The sequence below is a fragment of the Pseudomonas sp. SWRI92 genome (assembly GCF_014268685.1).
In the GTDB taxonomy this organism is placed as follows: domain Bacteria; phylum Pseudomonadota; class Gammaproteobacteria; order Pseudomonadales; family Pseudomonadaceae; genus Aquipseudomonas; species Aquipseudomonas marvdashtae.
Genome location: NZ_JABWQY010000001.1, coordinates 89,973 through 111,823 on the forward strand (window position 1 = coordinate 89,973; position 21,851 = coordinate 111,823).

Here is a 21,851-nt window from a genome sequence, read left to right on the forward strand (position 1 = left end):
CAGCCCTTGTGTTTTGCACGGTTCGGCCAATAACGTTGGGTTGCTTCGAACCCGATATGTCCAGTGCAAATGGCTGAGCTGGAGGATGTAGCGACGTTATTTTTCTGGCTCTGGCGGGAGGTCCTTTCCACGTTCTTTGATTTTGATTCGAACTGCAGGAGCGACCCGGTGAATATCCGGGCATCTATGAACGGGCGGATCAGGCACGTAGGAGTGGATTGTTGATGGCGCAACGGCATCAATAAATTGTACTTTGGTATCTTTTTCGTACAGGTTTTAGCGGCGTTATCCGCTGCCTTGTCTTTCCAATAGGTCCCTGCACCCCACCTCCATCGGCAATTAAGTGAACTTTTACCCCGCGGATTTTTCCACTGCTCAGACGTTGTGCGAAGGCATGGCGCTCGGATGTATGTGCGAAATAACATCACTCGGCAGAGCCTTCGATGAAAGTAGACACGTCACCCTCCAAGACCTCTTTGCGTCGCGCTGTCACGGGGCCGATGCTGTTTCTATTCATACTTGGCGATGTACTGGGCGCTGGCGTTTACGCGCTTGCGGGTACCATCGCCGGAGAGGTCGGCGGCGCGATCTGGGTGCCGTTGTTGATCGCGTTGTTCTTCGCAATGCTGACGGCAGGTTCGTATGCCGAACTGGTCTCGAAATATCCTCACGCGGGCGCAGCGTCCGTGTTTGCCGAAAAGGCTTTCAAGTCACCGCTGATATCTTTCCTGGTGGGTTTTTGCATGCTCGCCGCGGCGGTCACAAGTGCTGCTGGCCTCTCACTGGCCTTCGCAGGGGATTACCTTGCAGCGTTCATTGAAGTATCGCCCCACGTTGCGGCTCTGGTCTTCTTGTTGGCGATTGCGCTTTTGAATGCGCGAGGAATCAAGGAATCCCTGGGGGCGAATCTGGTGATGACCGTGATCGAGCTGTCCGGGTTGATATTGGTCATCGTCGCTGCGGGTTATTTTTTCAGCTCTGGCGAAGCCGAACTGGGGAGGTCGCTGGAATTCAAGCCTGGGGTCAGTCCAATGCTCGCCGTGTTGGGAGCTGCGTTGCTCGCATTCTATTCGTTCGTGGGTTTTGAGACTTCCGCCAATCTCGCGGAAGAGATCAAGGATGTTCGCAAGGTATACCCACGGGCCTTGTTTGCCGCGCTGATGACAGCGGGCGTCGTTTACATGGCCGTTGGGATCGCCGCTTCTTCAGTATTGGCGACGGAGAAACTGCTCGCCACCTCAGCCCCGTTACTCGAGGTGGTTCGGGCCTCCGGGCTTGACATCTCGCCTCGTCTATTCGCGTTTATCGCCCTCATCGCGGTTGCCAATGGGGCGCTGCTCACCATGATCATGGCCAGTCGACTCACTTATGGAATGGCCAATCTAGGGCTATTGCCAGATGTCTTGGGAAGGGTGCTGCCACATAGGCGCACTCCATGGGCGGCCATTATCGCAACGACGCTCGTAGCTATCGCACTGACGCTGACGGGGACTCTGGCGACGTTGGCGCAAACCGTGGTCCTGCTTTTGTTGTTCGTTTTCCTCAGCACCAACATGGCCGTGTTGGTGTTACGCAAGGACAAGGTTGGGCAGGAGCATTTTCGAATTCCCACCTGGGTACCCTTGCTGGCTATCGTGTCTTGTCTCGTATTGCTGAGTCAGCAAGACTTGGGCACTTGGCTACGAGGCGCGGCACTTATCCTGGTGGGGATGCTGCTGTATGTCTTTGCTCGAATGACCGCGCCTGTTGCCGTAAAACCGAACTAGCCGGGAAGGCGTTGCAGAGCGCGCGTGCTTGGCCACAGCAGCGCGGCCAGGCCGATGGCATAGACCACCGCAAACAGCACGTAGGCGATACGGGTGGAAAACAGCTGGGGCGTTTCTGTCGGCAATGGCGATACACCGAGCCCGAACAGGATAAGGAAGGTGATTAGCCCACCGCCGAATATCTTGCCAGTGGCGTTGCCGATGGCGGCTTTGCCGGCAAACAGCAGGCTTACCAGCAACAGGACCAGCGCCACCAGCCACAGGGTCGGGCGAAGTTCAAACAGCGTGAAGGCCACGGACGCCGCCAGCCCGCCTAGCAGGTTGACCAACACCAAGCCGAGGGCGGTGCGGCTGCTCATGCCCAGGGAGAACTGGCTAAGCAGCGAGGCCACCGTAATGGGCACGACTATCGCCGTGGCCAGCCGTGGGTCGCTCAGGCACAGCGCAACCATCGCCAGCAGGATCGCCGCGCTGGCCAAGGCCTGGCGAATCACCAGCGTCAGCTCGTGCGGCTGGGCGAGTGCCTGGTCGGCATATTCACCTGCAGGGTCAGGCAGCAGCGCATGGGCGCCCCAGGTCAGCAGCAAACCCAGGCCGACCGCCTTCACCAGCACTAGTACGATAGATTCGCCCAGGTCGGGCTGCACGATATCGAGCATCGGCACCACAATCGCAATGACCAGCATCAGCGCCGGTCCCGCGCCGCCCAGTTGTTGGCCTTGGGCGATAAAACAGGCGAAATAAAACAGCCACAACAGCGGCAGCAGCACCCAAGGCCGCTCACCGAGCAAGCCGGTGGCAAATACCAGCAGCGCGCCGGTCAGCATACTTACCAGCAACGTCATCAACCCTTGGGACAGCGCTGGCGCGCGGCGGCTGGCCAAGAGGAACTGGATGGCGAACAAGGGCGCGAGAAACGGCAAGATATCGCCCAGGACCAGACCCGTGCACAAGCCCACGGTCACTGCCAGGGCGACGCGCAGTCCCTGGCGTTTGATCCGCAGCCGCTCCTGGGCAGCTTGCCCTTCAGTTGACATAGTTCAGCCAGGCGCCCAAGCGTGTCATGAATGCCCCCAGCGCGTTAGTCATGGGATTGTCATCGGTATAGATCACCACGCTCACCTGTGAGCCGTAACGCGGGCCAACCGGGTGTGGTTCCTCCACGATCAGGCGTACCGGAAAGCGCTGAGGGTCACGCACCCAACCACTCTGGTTGCGCACCGAGGGCAGGGCCGAGTTGTTGCTGCCCTGTTGCGCGACACCCCAGCCGACGCTTTCAACCCGGCCTTTGAACACGCGGCCCGGCAATACATCGAAGACCAGCTCTGCCGGGTCGTCGGCCTGCACATGCTCCAGGCTGTTTTCCTTGAAGGCGGCAGACACCCATACGGTGCCTCTGTCGATGAAGGTCAGTGCCGGTTGGCCGGCGCTGACGACCTGGCCCACGGCGAGCTGGAGATGGGTGATCACGCCATCGGCGGGTGCGATGACTTCGGTACGCACCAAGTCGAGTCGGGCTTTTTCCAGCGAGGCCAGGGCTTGCTTGAATTGCGGGTTGTCGTTGCCTTTGGGCCCGAGTTGCTGGCGCGCCCGTTCCAGGTCGGCCTGGGCTTTGCTCACGGCCGCCTCGGCGGAGCCCAACGAGGCTTTCGCTTCATCCTGGCGGGCGGCGGCGAACACGCCACGCTCGACCAGTTGATTCACCCGTCGGGCTTGCTCGCGTATGTTGTCGCGCTGCGCTCGCGCCGACACCAGCTGCGCCTGGGCGGCATCCACCGAGGCGGTGCTCGCACCCACTGCCTGGCCGGTTTCCTCCAGCCGCGCTTCAGCCTCGCTGACGACAAGTCTGTAGGGTTGCGGGTCGATACGAAACAGCACCTGGCCGGCCTTCACCCGGGCATTGTCCAGCACCGCTATTTCCGTCACACGGCCACCCACTTCTGCAGCCATTTCCACCACATAGGCTTGCACCACGGCTTGCGACGTCGAGGGCGTGCGGCGCTCCATGAAAATGGAGAGGATGAACAGCACGGCGATCAACACCGCAACGCCCAGCGCAATGCGCCGTAGCGGATTGGCGGGTACAGGCTTTTCAGGAAGCGGTTCAGTGTGTAACTCAGGCTCGACGGAACGGGGCGAATCGGGCATATCGGCACCTGCAAGTCATGGCCATTGAAGAAAACTGATAGAGCGCCGGGGCGGCGATCCGGACGTTGTCTCAGATCGCGTCGGCGGTGGTGACCCGTGCGGAGCGGATAAACAGGGCGCGCAGTTTCTCCCAGAAATTGCCGCCCAGGACGAAGAAGCTGCCGACCAACAGTGCATCGGCAAGCAATTGCAACGCCCAGCTATTAGGACGTAGACCGGGTGCGAGGGCATCGACATAAGGTTCAAGAAACGAGCACACCAACGGCAGGCAGAACATCACCAGGCCAATACGGTGGCGGGTGGTGCTTACCTCCTGCTCAGCGCTGGGCACAAGGCCCGACACATAGCCGAACACCTTCTGCTTGAGCTCCTGAAAACCTGCCTTGCCCATCACTGCGATGACCAGCAGCAACAGCACCTTGTTGATGATGAACAGCGCGCCGGTGATCGCCGCGATGGTGGAGCGGGGTACATCCGCAGCCGCTGCCAGCGGCACCAACAACCACAACGCGAGCATCAGGCAAAGAATGGCGATGCCTGTCTTGAAGCGCCATTTCGCAGAACTTGACGTTGCCGGGGGCTGTACCGTGGCCATGCTGCGTTACCTTCTTGGAGTTTTTATTGGTTATGGTCTGGAGCGAAACAAAGCTTAGCAGCTGGACGGCCAATGCGTTGACTGGCGGCACCCCGCAGGATGCGAGTCTGTAAGGCGCCGCTGAGAGCAATCAGCCCGTTCGCCCATTACTTCGTCCAGGCCCCGAGCGAAGCGGGCACCTTGGGACTATGCTCACGGCCACTGCAGCACGTGAGAATGGCATGAACACTAAATCGATCAACGTCTTGTGGGGCATCGCCGGCTGCTTGACCGGACTGGCGATGATCGCCGCCGGTCCGGCCCGAGCTGCCGACGGCCCTACCGCCAGTCATAGCATCGCCTTCAGCAATTCCTACGCGGGCAGCGACTTTCGCAAAGTGATGGTGCGCAACTGGCAGGAGATTGCGGCCCAGGCGCAAAAGGATGGCTTGATCCGCGAGGCTCCGGTGGTCAGCGCCAATAATTCAGCGTCGGAACAAGCGGCGCATATCCAGGACATGATCGTCAACGGCGTCAACGCCATCGTCATCCTGGCCGCGTCCGACACGGCCCTCAACGGGGTGATCCGCGACGCTTGCAACGCCGGCATCGTAGTGGTTGTCATGGCCAGCCTGGTCACCGAACCCTGCGTCTATACCGTGGACTACAACTGGTCCGCCATGGGCCGCGTGGAAATCGACTACATCGCCGAGCGCCTCAAGGGGAACGGAACGCTGCTGGAGATCCGCGGCATTGCCGGCGATGCCACCGATAAAAACATCAGCGACGGCATTCGCAAGGCCGCCAGCGACTATCCGGGCCTGAAATTCGCCAAGACCGTCTATGGGAACTGGACGTCTTCCGTGGCACGCAAGGAAGTGGCGCTGGCGCTGCCGTCGCTGCCCAATATTGATGCCGTCGCAACTCAAGGGGGCGATGGTTATGGCGCGGCCATGGCGTTCAAGGCGGCGGGACGCCCTTTGCCGATCATCGTGATGGGCAACCGTCAGGACGAACTCGCCCTGTGGAAACAGGAGCGCGACGCCAATGGCTACGAGACCGTCTCTGTTTCCGCCTCCCCAAGCGTCTCCCAAGTGGGGTTCTGGGTGGCCCAGCAGATTCTGGCGGGCAAGCAAGTACCGAAGTTCGTCGAAGTGCCGTTGGTGCGTATCGATGCGAAAGACCTGGACGCCTGGCTCGCCACCATGCCGGTGGGCGGCGCCGCCAATCCTTCCTATGACCAGGCTTCCGTCGTGGCGATGATCGAGGCGGCCAACAACAATACGCCGACGTCTTTGCCCGAGGTGACGAAGCAGTAGTGGCGGGCAGGGTACGAGGCGCCATGTTGACATTCAAACCCACCACGGACAGGCCCATCGCCGTCAGGATCGGCCTGGCGGTCGCCGCGCTGGTGTTCCTGATGCTGACGGTGTCGCTGGTGAACCTCTACGGCTTGCGCGGCATGGTCCGTGCGGTGGATTCCGCCAGCCATTCCGCGGAAATCCTGGCCTCGGTAAACGGGGCCACCGGACGGGTAGAAAACTTCATTGCCACCCGCGACCAGGAAAGCCTGTCCCAGGCCGAAGGCATGGTGGCGACAGCTATCGCCGGCCTCACCGCCATTCCGGTGGCCGAGGCGCAATCGCTCAAGGGCAGTCTGGAAAGGCTCGCCGCGGCGATCGCCACCTTGGGCGCGGCGAGCCTGGCCATGGATGGCGAAACGGAGAACATGACGGCTCACTACGGCCGGATGCGAGAGGCGACGATCCTCGTTGAACAGGGCATTGCCGATGGGCTGAAGGGGCTCGATTCCCGCGCCGATGATCACGAAGCGCGGGTGAGCAACATCGAAAGCGCCCATCGCATCCTGGATATCCTGCGTAACGGCGAACGTATCATCACCGCCAATGTGGCCAAGATGCTGGCGAGCGGTGATGAGGCATCGGCGACTGCGGCGCGCAACGCCTGCGCGGCACTCCAGCCCGTGGTCGAACAATTGCGCGAGGTGATGGGGGCGCCACAGGAGAGAGAGGCCCTGGAGCAGTTGGCGACGGCGCTCGCTGCTGCCAGCTTGTCGGTCGAGCACCTTGGCGAGGCGCCCAAGCTTCGGGGAGGCGAGGCTCTACGGCATCTCGCTGCCGTCGGGGATATGGCCGAGCGCCTCGAGATAATGTTGGGTGACACGGATGGGCAGGTTGCCCATGACGCCAGCGACATTCAGGCAGCCACCGGTTTGCTGCAAAATGCAGCCGCGTTGTCCAAGCGTTTCGCCGAGCGTGTGGCCACCCTGGAAGCGCAGACCTTGTCGTTTCGCCTGTCTCCTTCGGCCGAGATCGCCAATTCGGTCGGTGCCATCCTGGACGAACTTTCCCGTCTATCCCGCGTTCTTCCATCGTCAGCAGGGCTGCAAAGCAGGGCTACATCCCTGACGGTCACCGATCAGATTGCCGGGTACCGGGCGGCATTCGCCAGGTTCCATCAAGCGAGCAACGCCTTGAGCGGCGCGCGTGACCAGGTTCGCAACGAGGCTCGAAGCGCCGGCCTGTTGGTGGCGCGCTTCGCGGGTGAAGCGCGCTCCGACGCCTTGGTCCACAATGATCGCGGCATGCTCGCGACGATAGTTGCCGGTACCGTCGCCATCCTCCTGGCGGGCGCCATCGCCTGGAGCACGTCGCGATTCGTCGCGCAGCCGATCGTGGCCCTGGCCTCGGTCATGCGCCGGCTTGCGGCTGGCGACCTGAACGCCGAGATCGCCAGGGCCGGACGCGGCGACGAAATTGGAATCATGACCCGCGCCGTACGGGTGTTCCAGGAAAATGCCCTGCGCATCCGGGTGCTGGAGGCTGAGGCCGAGGCCGAACGACAGCAAGTCCAGGCCTCCTTGGAGAGAATGGTCGCCGAACGGACCGACACGCTGCACCACCAGACCGAAGTGCTCGAGGCGCAAGCCATCGAACTCATACAGGCGCGCAACCAGGCCGAGACGGCTAACCAGGCAAAAAGCGATTTCGTTGCCACGGTCAGCCATGAACTGCGCACCCCCTTGACCCTCATTCTCGCCCCCCTGGAGCAGCTCTCGGCGGCGGCCATCCCGCCGGCGGACTGGCATGCGCAAGTCGAACGCGCCCAACGCAATGCGCTGCGCTTGATGAACCGGGTGAACGACATCCTCGATTTTTCCAAGGCCGAAGCGGGCAAGTTTGAGTTGTGTCCGGCGCCCATCGACTTGAACAAGATGGTGGGTGTGCTGGCCGAGGATGCCGCCATGGTCGCCGAGGGTAAAGGCTGCACCTTGACCTGCAGCATCGATCCCGCGCTCGGCACGGTGTTCCTGGACCCCCGGCACTTCGAGAAGATTCTTCTTAACCTTGTGAGCAATGCCATCAAGTTCACGCCCGCCGGCGGCACCGTGCACCTGACAGTGACGCCCCTTGATGGCGAGCGATTTGAACTAGCGGTGCAGGACTCGGGCATTGGTATTGCGCCTGACAAACTGCCGTTGTTGTTCCAGCGTTTTTCCCAGATCGACAACTCCGCTACGCGTCACTACAGCGGCACAGGCATTGGTCTCGCCCTGGTCAAGGACCTGGTCGAACTGATGGGGGGCGAAGTTGGCGTCAACAGCGAGCCCGGACGGGGTTCGTGCTTCTTTGTCCGGCTTCCGCTGGGGGCTGAGCAAAACATCTTGCCGGCCGAAGCCAGTACGATGCATGAGCGATCGTCATTGAGTACAGCGAGTACAGCCGAGCAGCGCCACCTGCGTTTCGATGACGGGCGTCATGGCAGTGGCGATGACCGAGCTTCAATGGAAGTCCCGGATGGGCAACACCCGGAACGCGCTTCGCATTCCAGAGTGCTGGTGGTAGACGACAGCCCGGAAATGCTCAGCTACCTGGGCGAACTTTTGCAAAACGACTACATCGTCGCCACCGCAACGGATGGAGAGCAGGCGTGGGCACTCCTGCAGCGTCGCCCCATTGATGTCGTCCTCTCGGATGTGATGATGCCGAAGCTCGACGGCTTCGGCCTGACCGCCAGGATCAAAGCCAGCGCCGGTTTCGCCCATTTGCCGGTAATCCTGTTGACCGCTCGCGGCGGCGCCGAGGCCTGCGTCTCCGGGCTGGAGAGTGGCGCCGATGATTACATCGCCAAGCCGTTCTCGCCACTGGAGCTCAAGGCGCGCATACGCGCGGCGCTACGCATGAGCCAGGTGCAAGCCGAACTGCAGGCAAAATCCCGCCAGGCGGGCATGGCCGAAATCGCCACCACTGTGCTGCACAACGTCGGCAACGTTCTGAACAGCGTGAACGTCTCGGCAGAACTGGTCAGCAGCCTGATGCGCACCTCCAAAGCCCAGGGGCTGGGCAAGGTGGCCCAACTGATGAACGAACATATTCATGACCTGAGCGACTTTCTCACCAAAGACCACAAAGGAAAGATGCTGCCTGACTACCTGCGCAAGCTGGCGGAGGTGGTGACGGCAGAGCAACAGGGCATCATCGAAGAGCTTGGACAGCTCACCAAGGGCATTGACCACATCAAAACCATTGTCGCTGCCCAACAGTCCTATGCCGTTGCTGTCAGTGTGGTCGAGACCGTGCCGGTCGCAGAGTTGATCGATGATGCCTTGCGCATGAGTGCCGGATCACTGGAGCGCCAGGGGGTGGCGGTGGTCAAGGAAGTTGCCGACTTGCCCCTGCTGTCGCTGGACCGGCACCGGATGTTGTTGATTCTGGTGAACCTGATCCGTAATGCCAAACAGGCCTTGGGCGGTGTGATCGATCGCAGCCCGTGCATCACGTTCAGCGCCGCTCTCACTGACGGGCCAGTGTTGCGTATCACGGTGGCTGACAACGGCAATGGGATCGCGCCTGAGCACCTGACGCGGATCTTTTCCCATGGTTTCACTACGCGCAAAGACGGTCACGGTTTCGGCCTGCACAGCTGCGCGCTGGCCGCGCAGGAAATGGGTGGCAGCTTGAGCGTGCACAGCGACGGGACTGGACAGGGCGCGACCTTTACCCTCGATGTTCCTCTTGATGCGCCGCTGGGTAAGTGATGAGCACCGAAGCGGCAGATTTTCTACTGGATTGACCAGGCCTGGCTCATCAAATAGACAGCGCAGGCGGCAACGCGAGGAATGTTGCGCTGCCGCCCACGGTCGTCGATTGATGTCAGGACATCGATTCTTCGCCGCCCGGCCAATCTTTCGTCGGGATGTCGCTGATCGTGCCTTCTTTGACACCGTCGATGCCGTAGCGCTCGATCGAGCCGCCGAGCACTTGGGCGAAGTCATCGGCCTTGGCCTGTTGCTGCCCCTCCCTGACCAACCCGGGGATCAGCGCGGCGAGCACGGCGACGCCCCCGGCAAGGACACCCAAGACCCCGGCTGCACCGGCTATACCGGACATGTAAGGGATCAGCCGTGGCAGGCTGGCGCTGAGCAACCCAAGGCCGCCCTCTACGGCTGACGCCGCACCGGCCAAGGCACCCAGCGCGCTGGCCGTGATGCCGAAACCACCGGTCAGCTTGTCGCCGCGACGAATCGCCTGCACGCCGTCAAAGATCCCGTAGGCGCCCATCGCCATACCTGCCAGCCCACCCAGGCCTTTTGCGCTGTCTTCGAATCTGTTGGCAATGATCTTGGCGTTCTTGCCGTCCTTGACGTTGTCCTTGAGCTGCTGAAGCAAATCGCTGGGTAGCTTGCCGGTCCGCATGTCGTCGATCGACTGTTCTCCGTTCTTGATCGCGGTATCCAGATACTCCTTGTAAGCCTTGGTGCCGCCTTCGGTGAGCACGGTGGCGGTCATGACTGAGCCGGTGGCAATATCGACCATGTTCCTTTCGGTCAGCTTGCCTGCGCCCTGTACGCCACGGGCAATCGTCACGCCAGCCAGAAACAGGCCACTTACCCCGTGCAGGACACCGCTGCTGTACGCACCTTTGCCCTCGCCGCTGATATCGAATTTAGCCAGGGCGTTCATGCTGTCCAGGGACTTGATGCCCTGGCGGAACATGTCCCAGTTGCCGCGAAAACCCGCCAGGATCTGGTCGGTTGTGGTCATGGTGCCGTCTTTGTTCATCAGCAGTTCGGGTGATTCGCGACGTATCTCGTCAATCAGCTTGCGCACTTTTCCTTCGTCGAGCTCCGCGCCGCCATCCTTGCCGTAGGCCGCTTTCAGGTCATCGAAGGTTGCGCCCTTGAAGGCGTTCTCCTGGACGATGCTGGAGAAGTTGTCGTTCAGCTGCTTGTCGAGCGTGCCGGTGAACTCCGGGTCCAACGCGCCGTTGTAGAGCGCAACTTCCATGCTGAAAGCGCCGGCAGCCGCTTCCGGCGTTTCGGTCTTGAGCAGCTCGCGCAGACGATCGCCCGAGGCCAGCGTGTCTTTGTAGTAGGCCTTGAATTCTTCACTGTGGGAGGACTTGCCTACGCCTGCCTGGATCTCGTCGGCCTTGTCGATGCCCAACATCGTCTGGAGACTGCGCGCAGTGGCATAGAAATCCGCCAGCGCCTTGGGTTGATCAACCTTGCCGTCCTTGGTAGCGGCGTCCCAGGCTTTGTCCAGTGCCTTGCCGGATTTGATCTGGTCCTCGTAGGTTTTGGTCGCCGCTGCCTTGAGCTCCGGGCTGTCATCAAACAGCTCCTTCATGGCTTCATCGCCACGGGTCTGGAGAAACTCAGCCGTAGGCTTGTCCTTCTGGAGGATGGCGATGTGGTCGTTGATATCCTGCAGCACCTTGTCCGGTTCCCAGAACGCGCCGGAGCCGTTGGCAATGGCTACCTTGCCGTAGTCGTCGCCCCACATCCCGGCGGTGGCGCCGTCGACCACCAGTTTTTGCGCATTCTGCAGGTCCATCAGCACAGCGGCTTTTTGCTCTGCCGTGTATTTTTCGGGGTGCTTGAAGACATCTGGGCCCAGCTTGCTGGTGTCGACATTGTCGGTCACGTTGCCCGATACCACGCTCGACAGCATGCTGGTCAGCCCAGGGGCATCCGCCGGGGCGGTGTTCTTCAGCCAGGTTTGGATGTCGGCCTTGCTGACCTTGCCGTCGGCGCTATTGGCCAGTGGATTGCTGGCGGCGTCGAGCATGTTGAACGCACCCGGCTGGGACCAGAACTCCAGCGCTTCCTTCTCCTTGGCGCTGAGCTGGGGGTTGGCGTCTTTGTAGTCGCTGATGTTCTGTTCGGTCAATGTGCTGTCGGCGCCGGTCTTGCCGCGAATCGAGTCGTACTTCTGCTCCAGGATGGCGGCGTACTGGGCGATTTGTTTGGAGCCAGCGTCGGCGTCGGGTTTGGCTTTGAGGAAGTCCTTGTAGCTGGCGATATCCTCGCTGGCCTGGGCCTTGGGCAGTGACTCGAAGCCGAACTTGCCGAAATCCTGCAAACGTCCTGCCTCGGTGCCGTGTTTGGCTTCGCCGCTTTTGGTGAAGCCGTCGACACTGCTGTTGGCTACGTCGCCGCCGCTGAGAACCTTGCCGCTCTCATCGTAGCCAACCACGCGATCAAGCACCTGGCTGGCCCGGAACGCGGCGTCCGGGTCATTCTCGAAGTCGCCGACACGTTCCTTGAGGGCATCTTTTACGCCGCTCTGGTTACCGAGGTTTTTAAGCAGGGGATTGGCGTCGATGATATCGCTGGCAGAGCGCTCGTCGCCCTCCGGAAGCTCCCAGACGATGCCGGCTTTTTCACCTGCCTCGCGAGCCTTGGGATCGCTGCCAACGTTGGCGGCAGTTTCAAGTTTGCCATTGAGGCTGTCGAAGCCGCCCTTGCCGAAATCCTGCAGGCGACCCGCTTCAGTGCCGTGTTTGGCCTCGCCGCTTTTGGTGAAGCCATCGACGCGGTCATTGTTTACATCCTTGCCCGCCAGGCGTTCGCCGTTCGCGTCAAACCGCACAATGTGGTCCAGCACCTGCTTGGCGCGATAGGCGGCGTCCGGGTCATTCTCGAAGTCGCCGACCTGCTCCTTGAGCATGTCTTTCACGCCACTTTGGTTGCCGAGGTTCTTCAATAAAGGGCTGTCGTCGATGATCTCCCGCGCGGAACGTTGGTCATTTTCCGGCCTTTCCCATTGGATGCCCCGTGCATCGGCCTTTTCACGCACGGCCGGGTCATCGGCCACCGCGTCGACGTTCTTGAGCTGGCCCTCGAGGTTATCGAAGCCATACTTGCCGAAATCCTGCAGGCGCCCGGCTTCGGTACCGTGCCGCGCCTCCCTGCGGCTGGTGAAACCGTCCACTCGGCCGTTGTTGACATCTTTACTGGCCACGCGGTTACCGCCTTCGTCCAACTGCTCGATGTGTTCGAGCACCTGCGTTGCGCGATAGGCCGCGTCACGGTCGGTTTCGAAGTCGCCCACTCGCTCCTTGAGCTTATCTTTCACGCCAGCCTGATTGCCCAGATTCTTGAGCAATGGACTGCCGTCGATGATCTCTTGCGTCGAGCGATGATCGTTCTCGGACAGTAGCCATTCGATACCGGCTTCCTTGGCCTTGGCGCGCTGAACCGAGCCGTCCCACTGGGATTCGGATTGGTTTTTATCCGGGGTTTTTGTCACATCCGTCACGGTGAGAGACATAGTCGGGCTCCTGTATCGATGAGTATCAAGGCTGTCACTATGAACACTGCTGATTAGCTGTTTATTCGCTGTGTTAAATATCAGTGACGCACAATGAGTAATGTGACGTGGCGCACATATTAGTCCTGAGAGTGGTATGTCTTAGGCGGCGCGCTTCAGTCTTCTGATCGTTTGATTTTTTCGGCAAAGTTGATCGTCGCAGCGACCGAAGCTGAACTTCGGTGAGACGGGGACATTATCAGAATGATGCGCAAAGGAGAGGAGGCGTCCGGAGGTTTCACAACGTTTCACAACGTTGCTTTCCTTAAAATCAAGCTCTAGCTTGAGGCTTAGAGGCGAAAGCATATTCACTGATATTGAGGAGCCAGTACTGAGTGGCAGCGACCACTAATAAAAATAAAGTTCCTGACAGCATCAAGGGAAATGTTTTGAATTATATTTTGCAAATAGTTGTTGGGTGAAGGCTAAATGATATTGCGCAGCTGTCTGTTAGTTGTGGGTGCGAGGTTTCACAAGTTTTCACAGCCTTGAATAGTTTCATCTGCGTAGTATCGGTTCGTGCAGGGCGGTGAGCTGAAGTTTAATTGTAATAAAGCTTCCTTACTGTGATGCCTGAAGTATGAACACGCCGCGTTGCGGCTGAAGACATCCCATCTAAAGCAAGGAGATCCAACATGAGTGAAGTCCCTCCAGCAAGCTCCGGCGGCGGCGCAGATGCCGCAATCGCAAAAATGGAAGCCACGTTCAACATGGCTATCGAGAAGTCGGCAAAGATCACCGAGCTGACCACAGCCAAAAAAGCTGAGCTCGATGCGACCAAGCAACGTCCGCAGAACTGACGTCGCTGCGCGGGCAGCCGCAAGGCTGCTCGCCTACCTGGCCCTTACGCTGCATTTCACTCTACGCTTTTCGGTGTCTGACTCGCCCTTGCCTGCGCGCACCACTCGGGTAACCCGATATGACAGCCCTGATTTCCCTGACCCCGGCGCCTGGTTCATCGGCTGCGGGAAAGAGCGTTCCACTGCTCAGCATCACCCATGGCCTGCATCAAGGGGTAACGCTCTCCCTCGACAAAGCCACCTACATTATTGGCAGTGCCGGTAGCGCTGATCTGTTGCTCAGTGACGCCGGCATTGCTGAGCGGCACATGGCCCTGCGTTTCGCTAACGGCCGAGTGGCGGTCGAAGCCCTTGGCGGCGATGTCATCGTCATCGGGCCTGATGCCCAGACGCTCAGGATTCCCATCGGCAGCGGCCATCGCACGGGGTTTCCGCTGTCTGTGCGCATTGGCGATGCTCGCTTGACCCTGAACAATGCCTGCAATCAATCCGAGCCTGCGGACCACGTCATGCGCTCATCGCGGCGGGCGCCGCAATGGATCATCGCGTTGCTGTTGATGTTTTTATGCCTCGGCGCGTTTGCCTTTCGCGGTGAACCCGTTTCACCCATGGAGCCGACGACGCGCAGCCAACTGAGTGCGCCCGTCGATGCAAATCACCCGAGCACCGCAACGGCAGCGCAAGCCGCGACCTGGCTTGAGCAACAGCTGGCGGCAGCCCGTTTGAATCAGATAAACGTCAGCGAATCCGATGGCCAGCTCAACGTGCAGGGCCGCTACGATCCCGCGCAGAAAAGCCAGTGGATTCGCGTGCAACAAGCCTATGACGGCCGCTTTGGCCAACAAGTGGTGCTGCATGCAGATGTCGCTCCTCGCGCCGAAGTCGCCACGCCACGGGTACGTTTCCAGGCAGTCTGGTTCGGCACTAATCCTTATGTCGTCAATGAGAGTGGCAAGCGCTTGTACCCAGGCGCCGCCCTGGCCGATGACTGGACGTTGGAGCGCATCGAAAACGACCAAGTGATTCTCGCCCGGGGCGAAGAACGGTTCACCTTCACCCTATGAAAATCGATCCGCGTCCGCTGCTGCCGACCACTACCGGGAAAACCCCTGCGACCGACCCTGTCCAACCGGCGAACGTGCGTCAGGGCGCGCGTTTCGAAACGGTCCTGAGCAAGCGTGAAGTCCTGGCGCGTCGCTCATTGCGCGGCGACGTCGAGCAGTCTTCAAGTGTCGACGGTATCGCTGCGCAGCTTTTCGGCAGCACTCGTTCCCTGGAGATTCTCGAATACGTCCTGCACAACGTCCTGCCGGGCCTGGACGCAGAGACGGAGGTGAAGACCCTGGCCCATGAACTGATCAGCGAGGAAATCGACATGCGCCGCAGCCTGGAGCAACAGCGCGCCGAGGTGCAGGCCTGATGCGCCACGAAATGCTCAGCCGCCAAGAGCAGGACGCCGTCGAGTTGCTCAAGGCCATGGGCGAGCTCTATCGCCGTGGCGGCCAACCGCAAAAAGGCTTGGTGATGCTGTTGATTGCGGTGCATCTGGCGCCGCGTGATCCCATCTTGCTGCGTGGCCTGGCGATGGCCTTCACCGACAGCGCCCAGCCGGCCCGCGCATTAAATGCGTTGGACCGGTTGGTGGCGGCCGAAGGCGAATCGCCGGGCGCGTTGTTGCTACGCAGCCGCGCGTTGTGGGGCGCCGCCCGGAAGGAAGAGGCGCGCCAGTGCTTCAAACGCTATGTGACCGCCCGCAGGGCCGCTCGATGATGCGGGTCATGAACCACCTGAATGCCCTGGCACGCGTCGCCGCCACGCGCAGCGACGTGGTCATTGTTGCGTTCATGCTGATGGCCATCGTGATGATGATCATCCCTCTGCCCACTTGGCTGGTCGACGCGCTGATCGGCATGAACATTGCGCTGAGCATCCTGATCCTGATCGTCGCGTTTTATATTTCGCACTCGGTGGAGTTCTCCGCGCTGCCACCGCTGATCCTGCTCAGCACGCTGTTTCGCCTGTCCTTGTCAATCACCACCACGCGTTTGATTCTGCTGGATGGCAACGCCGGCCACATCGTCAAGGCCTTCGGCGATTTTGTCATCGCAGGCCAGGTGGTGGTGGGCCTGGTGGTGTTCTTGATCATCACGGTGGCGCAGTTCGTGGTGATCACCAAAGGCGCCGAGCGCGTCGCCGAGGTCGCGGCGCGCTTTACCCTGGACGCGATGCCGGGCAAGCAAATGAGCATCGATAACGACCTGCGTAACGGCGACATCGATCAGCCCGAGGCCCGTCGCCGTCGCTCGCGACTTGAGCGCGAAAGCCAGATGTTCGGCGCCATGGACGGCGCAATGAAATTCGTCAAAGGCGATGCGATCGCCGGGCTGGTGATTCTTTCGGTCAATCTGCTGGGTGGCATGCTGATTGGCATGCTCGAGCGGGATATGTCATTCGGCGACGCGGCGCATACCTACTCGCTGCTGACGGTGGGCGACGGGCTGATCGCGCAGATTCCGGCGTTGTTGATTTCAGTGGCGGCGGGGACGGTGGTCACCCGCGTCAACAGCGACAACGCCAGCGGAAACCTCGGCACGGAAATTCTGCAGCAACTGGGCGCCAGTCACATGGCGCTGGGGTTGACGGCGTTGATCCTGCTGGGCGTTGCGCTGCTGCCAGGTTTCCCGGCGCTGGTTTTCATTGGCCTGGCAGCGGTGCTTGGAGGCGCGGCATTCGTCATGTACCGCCGTGGCCGGGTGGTCGAGGTGCTTGCCGTTGAAGCTGTCAGCGAAGCGGCTGACGATCAAGCACCCGTGCCCGAACCATCCCAGCTGCTTGGCAAGCCGCTGGACAGCCGGCTGTTGCTCAGCATGGGCTCGGCGTTGGGCCAGGCGGCGCCGGAGCTGCCGCTGCGCCAGCGACTTGAAGCCTTGTGTCATGACATTCGCGCTGACCTGGGAATCGAAGTGCCCGTGCCCGACCTGTATATCGATCCGTCGATGGCGGCCAACCGCTTTGTCATTGAGCTGGAGGGCGTGCCGGTCAGCGAAGGCGACTTGCCCCCCGATTGCTTGTTGCTCAAGGACGATCCGGTGCATGCGCACTTGCTCGACATTGCGCTGCTGGAGCACGATTCGCCCCTCAGCCAGCGGCCGGCGCATTGGCTAGAACGGCATCATCAGGACAGCCTGCAAGAGGCCGGCATCGGTTTCATGCTGCCTGACGAGGTGCTGCGCGCCATGGTCGAGCGCACGGTGCGCCGTTACGCAGCGGATTTTCTCGGGATCCAGGAGACCCGAGCGATCCTCGAGCGCATGGAAGGCCTCTACAGCGAGTTAGTCAAGGAAGTGCTGCGCATCGTGCCGTTGCAACGCATCGCCGAGGCCCTGCGCTTGCTGGTCGCTGAAGGTGTCTCGATCCGCAATCAACGCGCATTGCTCGAGGCAATGGTCGAATGGGGCGCACGGCAAACCGATGCACCGGGTCTGGCCGAACAACTGCGCGCCGCACTGGCCCGCCAGATCAGCCACCAGTTCGCCGACCGCAACCGGGTCATCAGCGCCTTCGTGCTCACCCCGGGCCTGGAAGAACAATTGCGCACGAGCACGCGGCGTCTGGAGAACCCTGGCGATTCATTGCCCGAACACACCAACCGCGCGCTGCTGACGCAAATGCGTCACGCCTGTGAGCGCTTGCCTGAGGAAGGCCAGACGGTATTGCTGGTGCATCCCGAATTGCGGCGTGGCATGCGTCGCCTGGTGGTGCGCGGCGATCTGGAACTGGCGGTCCTGTCGTTTCGCGAGCTGGCCGGCGAGTACAACCTGCAAGCACTCGGCACCATCAGCCTGAACGAAATCACTCATCGACGCCCAGCCAGCGGCGTCCCGATTACTCAGATGGCGAGCGCCTCATGACGTGTTTTGTGCAGTTTCGTGGCTTCTGGATAGCCGCCGTTGCAGCGTTGGCGCTGCCCGTGATCGCCTGTGCGCAGACCATCGCCGAAGGCAGTACCGGCAACCTTGACCTGGCGTCCGGCGAAGGGCGCATCTTGAGCTTCACGGCACCGGTTGACTCGGTGCTCGTCGCAGACCCCGGTATTGCCGATTTGCAGGTGGTGTCACCCGGGTTGATTTACGTGTTTGGCAAAGCCCCCGGGCAGACCAGCCTGATCGCCCTAAGCCCTGATGGCGAGCAACTGGCGGCGTTGAGCCTGTCCGTCAGCAGCGGTACCCAGGCCATCAGTCGCCCGCTAAAGGCGCTGCATCCAGGCAGCAGCGCGCAGATATCGGCAACCGGTAATCGAGTCGTGGCCAAAGGCAGCGTCAAGAGTGTGGGCGAGGCCACCGACTTGAACGCGCTGCTGAGTACCGAAGGCCAGGATTTCAAGAGCGCAATCAACGGTGCGTCATACGAGGGCTCGGCGCAGGTCAACATCCGCGTGCGGTTTGCCGAGGTGTCGCGCTCCGAACTGCTGCGCTACGGCGTCAACTGGAACGCATTGTTCAACAACGGCACGTTCTCATTCGGCCTGCTCACGGGCGGCGCGTTGGCGGCAGAGGCGGCCAGTGGTGGCTCCAACGTGATCAGCGCCGGGCTGACGTCGGGCAATGTGAATATCGACGCGATGCTTGAGGCGCTGCAAAGCAACGGCATCCTCGAGATCCTTGCCGAGCCGAACATCACGGCCATGACCGGCCAGACCGCGAGTTTCCTTGCCGGGGGTGAAGTCGCCGTGCCGGTGCCGGTAAACCGCGATCTGGTCGGCATCGAATACAAGCAATACGGCGTGTCGCTGCTGTTCAGCCCGACGGTCCTGCCCAACGACCGAATCGCCCTGCAGGTGCGTCCTGAAGTGAGCAGTCTGATGGCCTCCAGTACGGTCAGGGTGGGCGGTTATCAAGTGCCGTCGTTCAGGGTGCGGCGTGCCGATACGCGGGTTGAGGTCGGCAGCGGCCAGACCTTCGCGATCGCCGGGCTGTTCCAGCGCGAAAGCAGCCAGGACGTAGAGAAAGTACCAATGCTTGGCGACATGCCGATCCTCGGCAATCTGTTTCGCTCCAAGCGCTTTCAGCGCAATGAAACCGAACTGGTGATTCTGATCACGCCGTATCTGGTACAGCCGGTACGTGCGCGAACCCTTGCCACGCCACTCGACACTCGACCTGCGGACACCACCACGGCATCGGCGGGGCCGCGCAACGGCGGGATGTTCGGCTTCTACATGAATTGAACAGGGAGCAACCATGAATCGTGTACTGCTGCTGATTGGCCTGGCGCTGACGCTGCTGGCGGGTTGCAAGACCCAGCTGACACCCGCGAGCTACTCGCCGGATTACCAGGCGCTGACCCGCGCCGACGGCCGGGTCGAACTGGTGCCGGTGGAATGCTTGAAGCCTTCGGTCGAGGATCAGTTGGGCGACGATGAAGAAACGCACGTGCCGTTATTGCCACCCGGCTGCGCCAACAACCTTACGCTTTTGCAGATGGTCGAGCAGCGTTCGGATTTGTTCCAGGGCAGGGCGACCGGTCCGACCATGGCCGCGCCGGTGGGGCGCGCGGCGCAGGTCTACATTGATGGTTATGACCGCGAGGAGCTGCGCCGGCGCCAATCCGAGCAGCAGGCAAGGGCCGACAAGCAGGAGCGCCAATGACTGTCCTTGCCCTAGTGAGTATCGACCAGCCCCAATTCGCGCGCCTGGGCTTGCGGGTCTTCCATGGCCTTGATGCGTCGCGCTTCAGCCAACAGCTTCTCGCGTTGCGCGTTGGAAATGTCGTCAAGGCCCAGGGTGCGGATGTCCTGTTCGCGGCCGGCGAGCACGCTGATCAACAGCGCGTTGCGTTGGTGACGGGGCAGGGCCCGTGCGGACTCGACGACGGTATGGATAGTGTCCAGCGCCCGTTGCGATTTGCCCCCCAGGGCGTAGGCCAGGGCGAGGTTGCAACGGGTGTCGAGGTCGTTGGGCGCCATCGTGAGGCTTTGGTTGAACGCCGCCTGGGCCGCGTCGGGTCGACCCCGCAGAATCTGCGCGATGCCCAGCCGGTTGAACGCTTCGGGTTGATCGGGTTGCGCACTGGCCTGGGTCAGCACCGTCACCGCGCGGTCCAGCTTACCTTGGCGCAGTTGTGCGCTGCCCAGGCCCAGCAAGGCGGCTGCGCTGTCCGGTTGGCGTTCCAGCGCTTGTTGATAGGCGCGCTCGGAGCCTCGTGCGTCACCGTTGGCCAATCGTGTTTCGCCCAGTTTGAGCCAGGCCTCGAGTTGCGCCTGCGGCAGCTGCGTGGCCTTTTCATAAAGCCCGGCGGCGGTCACGGTGTCGCCGCGTTGTTGCAGGTCGGCTGCCAGGCCCATGAAGCGTTCGTAACTGCCGTCGGAGGCGGACGGGGTGCTGCAGGATACGAGCGTGACGCTGCCAAGCAAGATCAACGTGGGGGCGAAGCGACTGGGCATGGGAAAGACTCTTGGGTCGAGGACAGCGGGGCAATTGCTCGATCAGCTGCGGGGGCCGGTCAACCGAAACGGCTCACCCGACGCGAGCCTCATTTTATCGAGTTGAAGCGCAATAGCGAACGTTATGTGCGCGGTGTTTCCCGTTCCACCGTCGGCACCCGTGGGGGACGCCGTCATGGGTAATCCTTCATTCAAAAAATGGTTTTTCTCGGCACTGATGACGGTTCTGGCCTCGACCGGCATACGCGCCGCAGACGCGCCGGCCGGCGATGCGCCGCAGTGGTTCGCCGAGCCGTATGCCTACGTGCTGGTCGAGCAGGATGTGCGCGCCGCACTCGAAGAGTTCGGCCACAACCTGGGGCTGGTCGTGGTCATGTCGGACAAGGTTCGTGGCAAGTCTCGCAGCAAGGTTCGTGGCGAGTCGGCGGGGGATTTCCTGACGCAGCTGTGCAACGTCAACGGCCTGAGCTGGTACTTCGACGGCAACATTCTGTACCTGAGCGCCGATGCGGAAAACGCCACGCGCCTGTTCAAGGCTCAGGGGCACGACCTTGAGCAGCTTGAAGATTACCTGGGCAGCCTGGACGTCCACGGCAAGCAGCTGTCGTCCCGTGCGGGCCCCGATGGCGATGAGCTGTTCGTCTCGGGACCACCGGCGTACCTGGGCATGGTCCAGCAGCATGTCGACCACCAGCAACGCCCCGTCACTGCGCCCGTCGCGCGTGAGCGCGGTGTGCGCGTATTTCGTGGGGGCGTGGTGACCCTTGAAGCCAGCCACTGAAACCCGACAAGCAAAAACAGCAAGCCCATAACCCACTGGTAAGGAGCAATACGATGTCAGTCAGCCCTGTCGACAGCACCACCCACATCACCGCCACGCCGGAAGCGCAGTTCAATGCCGCAGTGGACAAATCCAAGGCAGAAATGAGCGATGACGAACTCACCGAAGCCCTGATCACCCAAGCCGTTACCGTCGCCGGGCAGTTCATCATCATGCCCAAGGCCCAGGAAATGCTGAACGAAGCCCAGTCATCCGAAGACGACGAAGAGTAGGCCGCCGCCATGACCGCAAGTCTCGCAGCACCCGCCACGGCGGCATTGCCGCCGTCAGGCGTACAGGCCTCGCAGAATCTCTTCGAACACATGGCCGGCAATGCCAAGGGCATGCCCCAGGGCGCCAGCCCGCATCAGATCGGCGAAGGCTTGATGGAGCGCCTGAACGGATTCATCGACCGCTCACGCAGTTTTTCCGAACGCGCCGATGCCCTCACCAGCGGCTCACCGCCGGGCGCTGCCTCGGGGCCAGGTAATACGCCAGCGGCAGCGCCGGCACAAAACCACGCCAACAGCGGGCAGCCGCCGAAAAAGGTCGGTGAACAGCAGGTGGATCAGATCGTCCATTCGCTGGGCAAGATGTTCGACTATTCCATCGAGACGCAAATGGTGGTGCGCGGTGCAACGCAGATATCCGGCTCCGCCAACACGCTATTGAAAGGTCAATAAGCC

18 protein-coding genes are annotated in these 21,851 nt (G+C 61.3%); 13 read left to right on the top strand and 5 right to left on the bottom strand.

All coding sequences use genetic code 11. The features are described 5' to 3' along the window. The first annotated feature begins 443 nt into the window (after positions 1-443). Positions 444-1,766 carry an APC family permease gene (locus HU762_RS00330; RefSeq protein ID WP_225923557.1) on the top strand — a complete coding sequence of 441 codons (1,323 nt, stop codon included), beginning with the start codon at positions 444-446 and terminating at the stop codon, positions 1,764-1,766. Here HU762_RS00330 and HU762_RS00335 read toward each other — a convergent pair. The 3 genes from HU762_RS00335 to HU762_RS00345 all read right to left on the bottom strand — a co-directional run bounded on the left by HU762_RS00335 (position 1,763) and on the right by HU762_RS00345 (position 4,509). Further along, a complete protein-coding gene (locus HU762_RS00335) occupies positions 1,763-2,803 on the bottom strand; it encodes a DUF2955 domain-containing protein (protein ID WP_186631331.1) in 1,041 nt (346 codons plus the stop codon). The genes HU762_RS00330 and HU762_RS00335 overlap by 4 nt on opposite strands. Then, a complete protein-coding gene (locus HU762_RS00340) occupies positions 2,793-3,914 on the bottom strand; it encodes an HlyD family secretion protein (RefSeq protein ID WP_186631334.1) in 1,122 nt (373 codons plus the stop codon). The genes HU762_RS00335 and HU762_RS00340 overlap by 11 nt, the downstream gene beginning before the upstream one ends. Before the next feature lie 70 nt (positions 3,915-3,984). Next, positions 3,985-4,509 carry a transporter suffix domain-containing protein gene (locus HU762_RS00345; RefSeq protein WP_186631337.1) on the bottom strand — a complete coding sequence of 175 codons (525 nt, stop codon included), beginning with the start codon at positions 4,507-4,509 and terminating at the stop codon, positions 3,985-3,987. A 221-nt stretch (positions 4,510-4,730) separates the two neighbouring features. On the opposite strand from HU762_RS00345, the gene HU762_RS00350 reads away from it, so the two are divergent. Continuing rightward, complete coding sequence (locus tag HU762_RS00350) at positions 4,731-5,807, top strand: ABC transporter substrate-binding protein (protein WP_186631340.1); 1,077 nt, start codon at positions 4,731-4,733, stop codon at positions 5,805-5,807. A gap of 23 nt (positions 5,808-5,830) precedes the next feature. Then, positions 5,831-9,547 (top strand): ATP-binding protein, encoded by a 3,717-nt coding sequence (locus tag HU762_RS00355; protein ID WP_186631343.1) that lies wholly within the window; start codon positions 5,831-5,833, stop codon positions 9,545-9,547. Positions 9,548-9,662: 115 nt separating this feature from the next. Here HU762_RS00355 and HU762_RS00360 read toward each other — a convergent pair whose 3' ends face one another. Further along, complete coding sequence (locus HU762_RS00360) at positions 9,663-13,064, bottom strand: type III effector HrpK domain-containing protein (protein ID WP_186631345.1); 3,402 nt, start codon at positions 13,062-13,064, stop codon at positions 9,663-9,665. A 674-nt stretch (positions 13,065-13,738) separates the two neighbouring features. On the opposite strand from HU762_RS00360, the gene HU762_RS00365 reads away from it, so the two are divergent. The 7 genes from HU762_RS00365 (at position 13,739) to HU762_RS00395 (ending at position 19,551) form a co-directional block, all read left to right on the top strand. Then, positions 13,739-13,903, top strand: coding sequence for a hypothetical protein (locus HU762_RS00365; RefSeq protein ID WP_162835389.1), 165 nt, complete (start codon positions 13,739-13,741; stop codon positions 13,901-13,903). Positions 13,904-14,022: 119 nt separating this feature from the next. Further along, entirely contained in the window at positions 14,023-14,967 is a 945-nt protein-coding gene (locus HU762_RS00370; RefSeq protein ID WP_186631348.1) for an FHA domain-containing protein, read from the top strand. Next, positions 14,964-15,323, top strand: coding sequence for a hypothetical protein (locus tag HU762_RS00375; protein WP_186631351.1), 360 nt, complete (start codon positions 14,964-14,966; stop codon positions 15,321-15,323). The genes HU762_RS00370 and HU762_RS00375 overlap by 4 nt, the downstream gene beginning before the upstream one ends. Positions 15,324-15,334: 11 nt before the next feature. Continuing rightward, the gene (locus HU762_RS00380; protein WP_186632893.1) at positions 15,335-15,673 is read left to right on the top strand and encodes a type III secretion protein; all 339 of its coding nucleotides are present in this window, start codon (positions 15,335-15,337) and stop codon (positions 15,671-15,673) included. Beyond that, on the top strand, positions 15,673-17,814 hold the full coding sequence (gene sctV, locus HU762_RS00385) for a type III secretion system export apparatus subunit SctV (protein WP_186632896.1): 2,142 nt from the start codon (positions 15,673-15,675) through the stop codon (positions 17,812-17,814). The genes HU762_RS00380 and sctV overlap by 1 nt, the downstream gene beginning before the upstream one ends. Further along, complete coding sequence (locus tag HU762_RS00390; RefSeq protein WP_186631354.1) at positions 17,811-19,130, top strand: type II and III secretion system protein family protein; 1,320 nt, start codon at positions 17,811-17,813, stop codon at positions 19,128-19,130. Before sctV ends, HU762_RS00390 begins: the two co-directional genes overlap by 4 nt. Positions 19,131-19,143: 13 nt before the next feature. Further along, the gene (locus HU762_RS00395) at positions 19,144-19,551 is read left to right on the top strand and encodes a hypothetical protein (protein ID WP_186631357.1); all 408 of its coding nucleotides are present in this window, start codon (positions 19,144-19,146) and stop codon (positions 19,549-19,551) included. Between the two features lie 11 nt (positions 19,552-19,562). Here the strand turns inward: HU762_RS00395 and HU762_RS00400 are convergent, their stop codons facing one another. Further along, positions 19,563-20,345: a tetratricopeptide repeat protein gene (locus HU762_RS00400; RefSeq protein WP_186631360.1), complete on the bottom strand. Its 783-nt coding sequence runs from the start codon at positions 20,343-20,345 to the stop codon at positions 19,563-19,565. 217 nt (positions 20,346-20,562) lie between these two features. Between HU762_RS00400 and HU762_RS00405 the strand changes: the two genes are divergently transcribed. From HU762_RS00405 to HU762_RS00415, 3 genes are read left to right on the top strand one after another with little or no spacing between them, the layout of a single operon-like run. Next, positions 20,563-21,126 carry a type III secretion protein gene (locus tag HU762_RS00405; RefSeq protein WP_186632899.1) on the top strand — a complete coding sequence of 188 codons (564 nt, stop codon included), beginning with the start codon at positions 20,563-20,565 and terminating at the stop codon, positions 21,124-21,126. Between the two features lie 53 nt (positions 21,127-21,179). Next, complete coding sequence (locus HU762_RS00410) at positions 21,180-21,398, top strand: hypothetical protein (RefSeq protein WP_186631363.1); 219 nt, start codon at positions 21,180-21,182, stop codon at positions 21,396-21,398. Between the two features lie 9 nt (positions 21,399-21,407). Next, positions 21,408-21,848, top strand: coding sequence for a hypothetical protein (locus tag HU762_RS00415; protein WP_186631366.1), 441 nt, complete (start codon positions 21,408-21,410; stop codon positions 21,846-21,848). Positions 21,849-21,851 lie beyond the last annotated feature (3 nt).

Excerpts from the sequence above, each read along its gene's own strand:
- HU762_RS00380 (WP_186632893.1), top strand. The coding sequence starts at position 15,335 with ATGCTCAGCCGCCAAGAGCAGGACGCCGTCGAGTTGCTCAAGGCCATG.
- HU762_RS00400 (WP_186631360.1), bottom strand. The coding sequence starts at position 20,345 with ATGCCCAGTCGCTTCGCCCCCACGTTGATCTTGCTTGGCAGCGTCACG.
- HU762_RS00360 (WP_186631345.1), bottom strand. The coding sequence starts at position 13,064 with ATGTCTCTCACCGTGACGGATGTGACAAAAACCCCGGATAAAAACCAA.
- HU762_RS00375 (WP_186631351.1), top strand. The coding sequence starts at position 14,964 with ATGAAAATCGATCCGCGTCCGCTGCTGCCGACCACTACCGGGAAAACC.
- HU762_RS00335 (WP_186631331.1), bottom strand. The coding sequence starts at position 2,803 with ATGTCAACTGAAGGGCAAGCTGCCCAGGAGCGGCTGCGGATCAAACGC.
- sctV (WP_186632896.1), top strand. The coding sequence starts at position 15,673 with ATGCGGGTCATGAACCACCTGAATGCCCTGGCACGCGTCGCCGCCACG.
- HU762_RS00390 (WP_186631354.1), top strand. The coding sequence starts at position 17,811 with ATGACGTGTTTTGTGCAGTTTCGTGGCTTCTGGATAGCCGCCGTTGCA.
- HU762_RS00350 (WP_186631340.1), top strand. The coding sequence starts at position 4,731 with ATGAACACTAAATCGATCAACGTCTTGTGGGGCATCGCCGGCTGCTTG.
- HU762_RS00365 (WP_162835389.1), top strand. The coding sequence starts at position 13,739 with ATGAGTGAAGTCCCTCCAGCAAGCTCCGGCGGCGGCGCAGATGCCGCA.
- HU762_RS00395 (WP_186631357.1), top strand. The coding sequence starts at position 19,144 with ATGAATCGTGTACTGCTGCTGATTGGCCTGGCGCTGACGCTGCTGGCG.
- HU762_RS00340 (WP_186631334.1), bottom strand. The coding sequence starts at position 3,914 with ATGCCCGATTCGCCCCGTTCCGTCGAGCCTGAGTTACACACTGAACCG.
- HU762_RS00330 (WP_225923557.1), top strand. The coding sequence starts at position 444 with ATGAAAGTAGACACGTCACCCTCCAAGACCTCTTTGCGTCGCGCTGTC.
- HU762_RS00415 (WP_186631366.1), top strand. The coding sequence starts at position 21,408 with ATGACCGCAAGTCTCGCAGCACCCGCCACGGCGGCATTGCCGCCGTCA.
- HU762_RS00355 (WP_186631343.1), top strand. The coding sequence starts at position 5,831 with ATGTTGACATTCAAACCCACCACGGACAGGCCCATCGCCGTCAGGATC.
- HU762_RS00410 (WP_186631363.1), top strand. The coding sequence starts at position 21,180 with ATGTCAGTCAGCCCTGTCGACAGCACCACCCACATCACCGCCACGCCG.
- HU762_RS00405 (WP_186632899.1), top strand. The coding sequence starts at position 20,563 with ATGACGGTTCTGGCCTCGACCGGCATACGCGCCGCAGACGCGCCGGCC.
- HU762_RS00370 (WP_186631348.1), top strand. The coding sequence starts at position 14,023 with ATGACAGCCCTGATTTCCCTGACCCCGGCGCCTGGTTCATCGGCTGCG.
- HU762_RS00345 (WP_186631337.1), bottom strand. The coding sequence starts at position 4,509 with ATGGCCACGGTACAGCCCCCGGCAACGTCAAGTTCTGCGAAATGGCGC.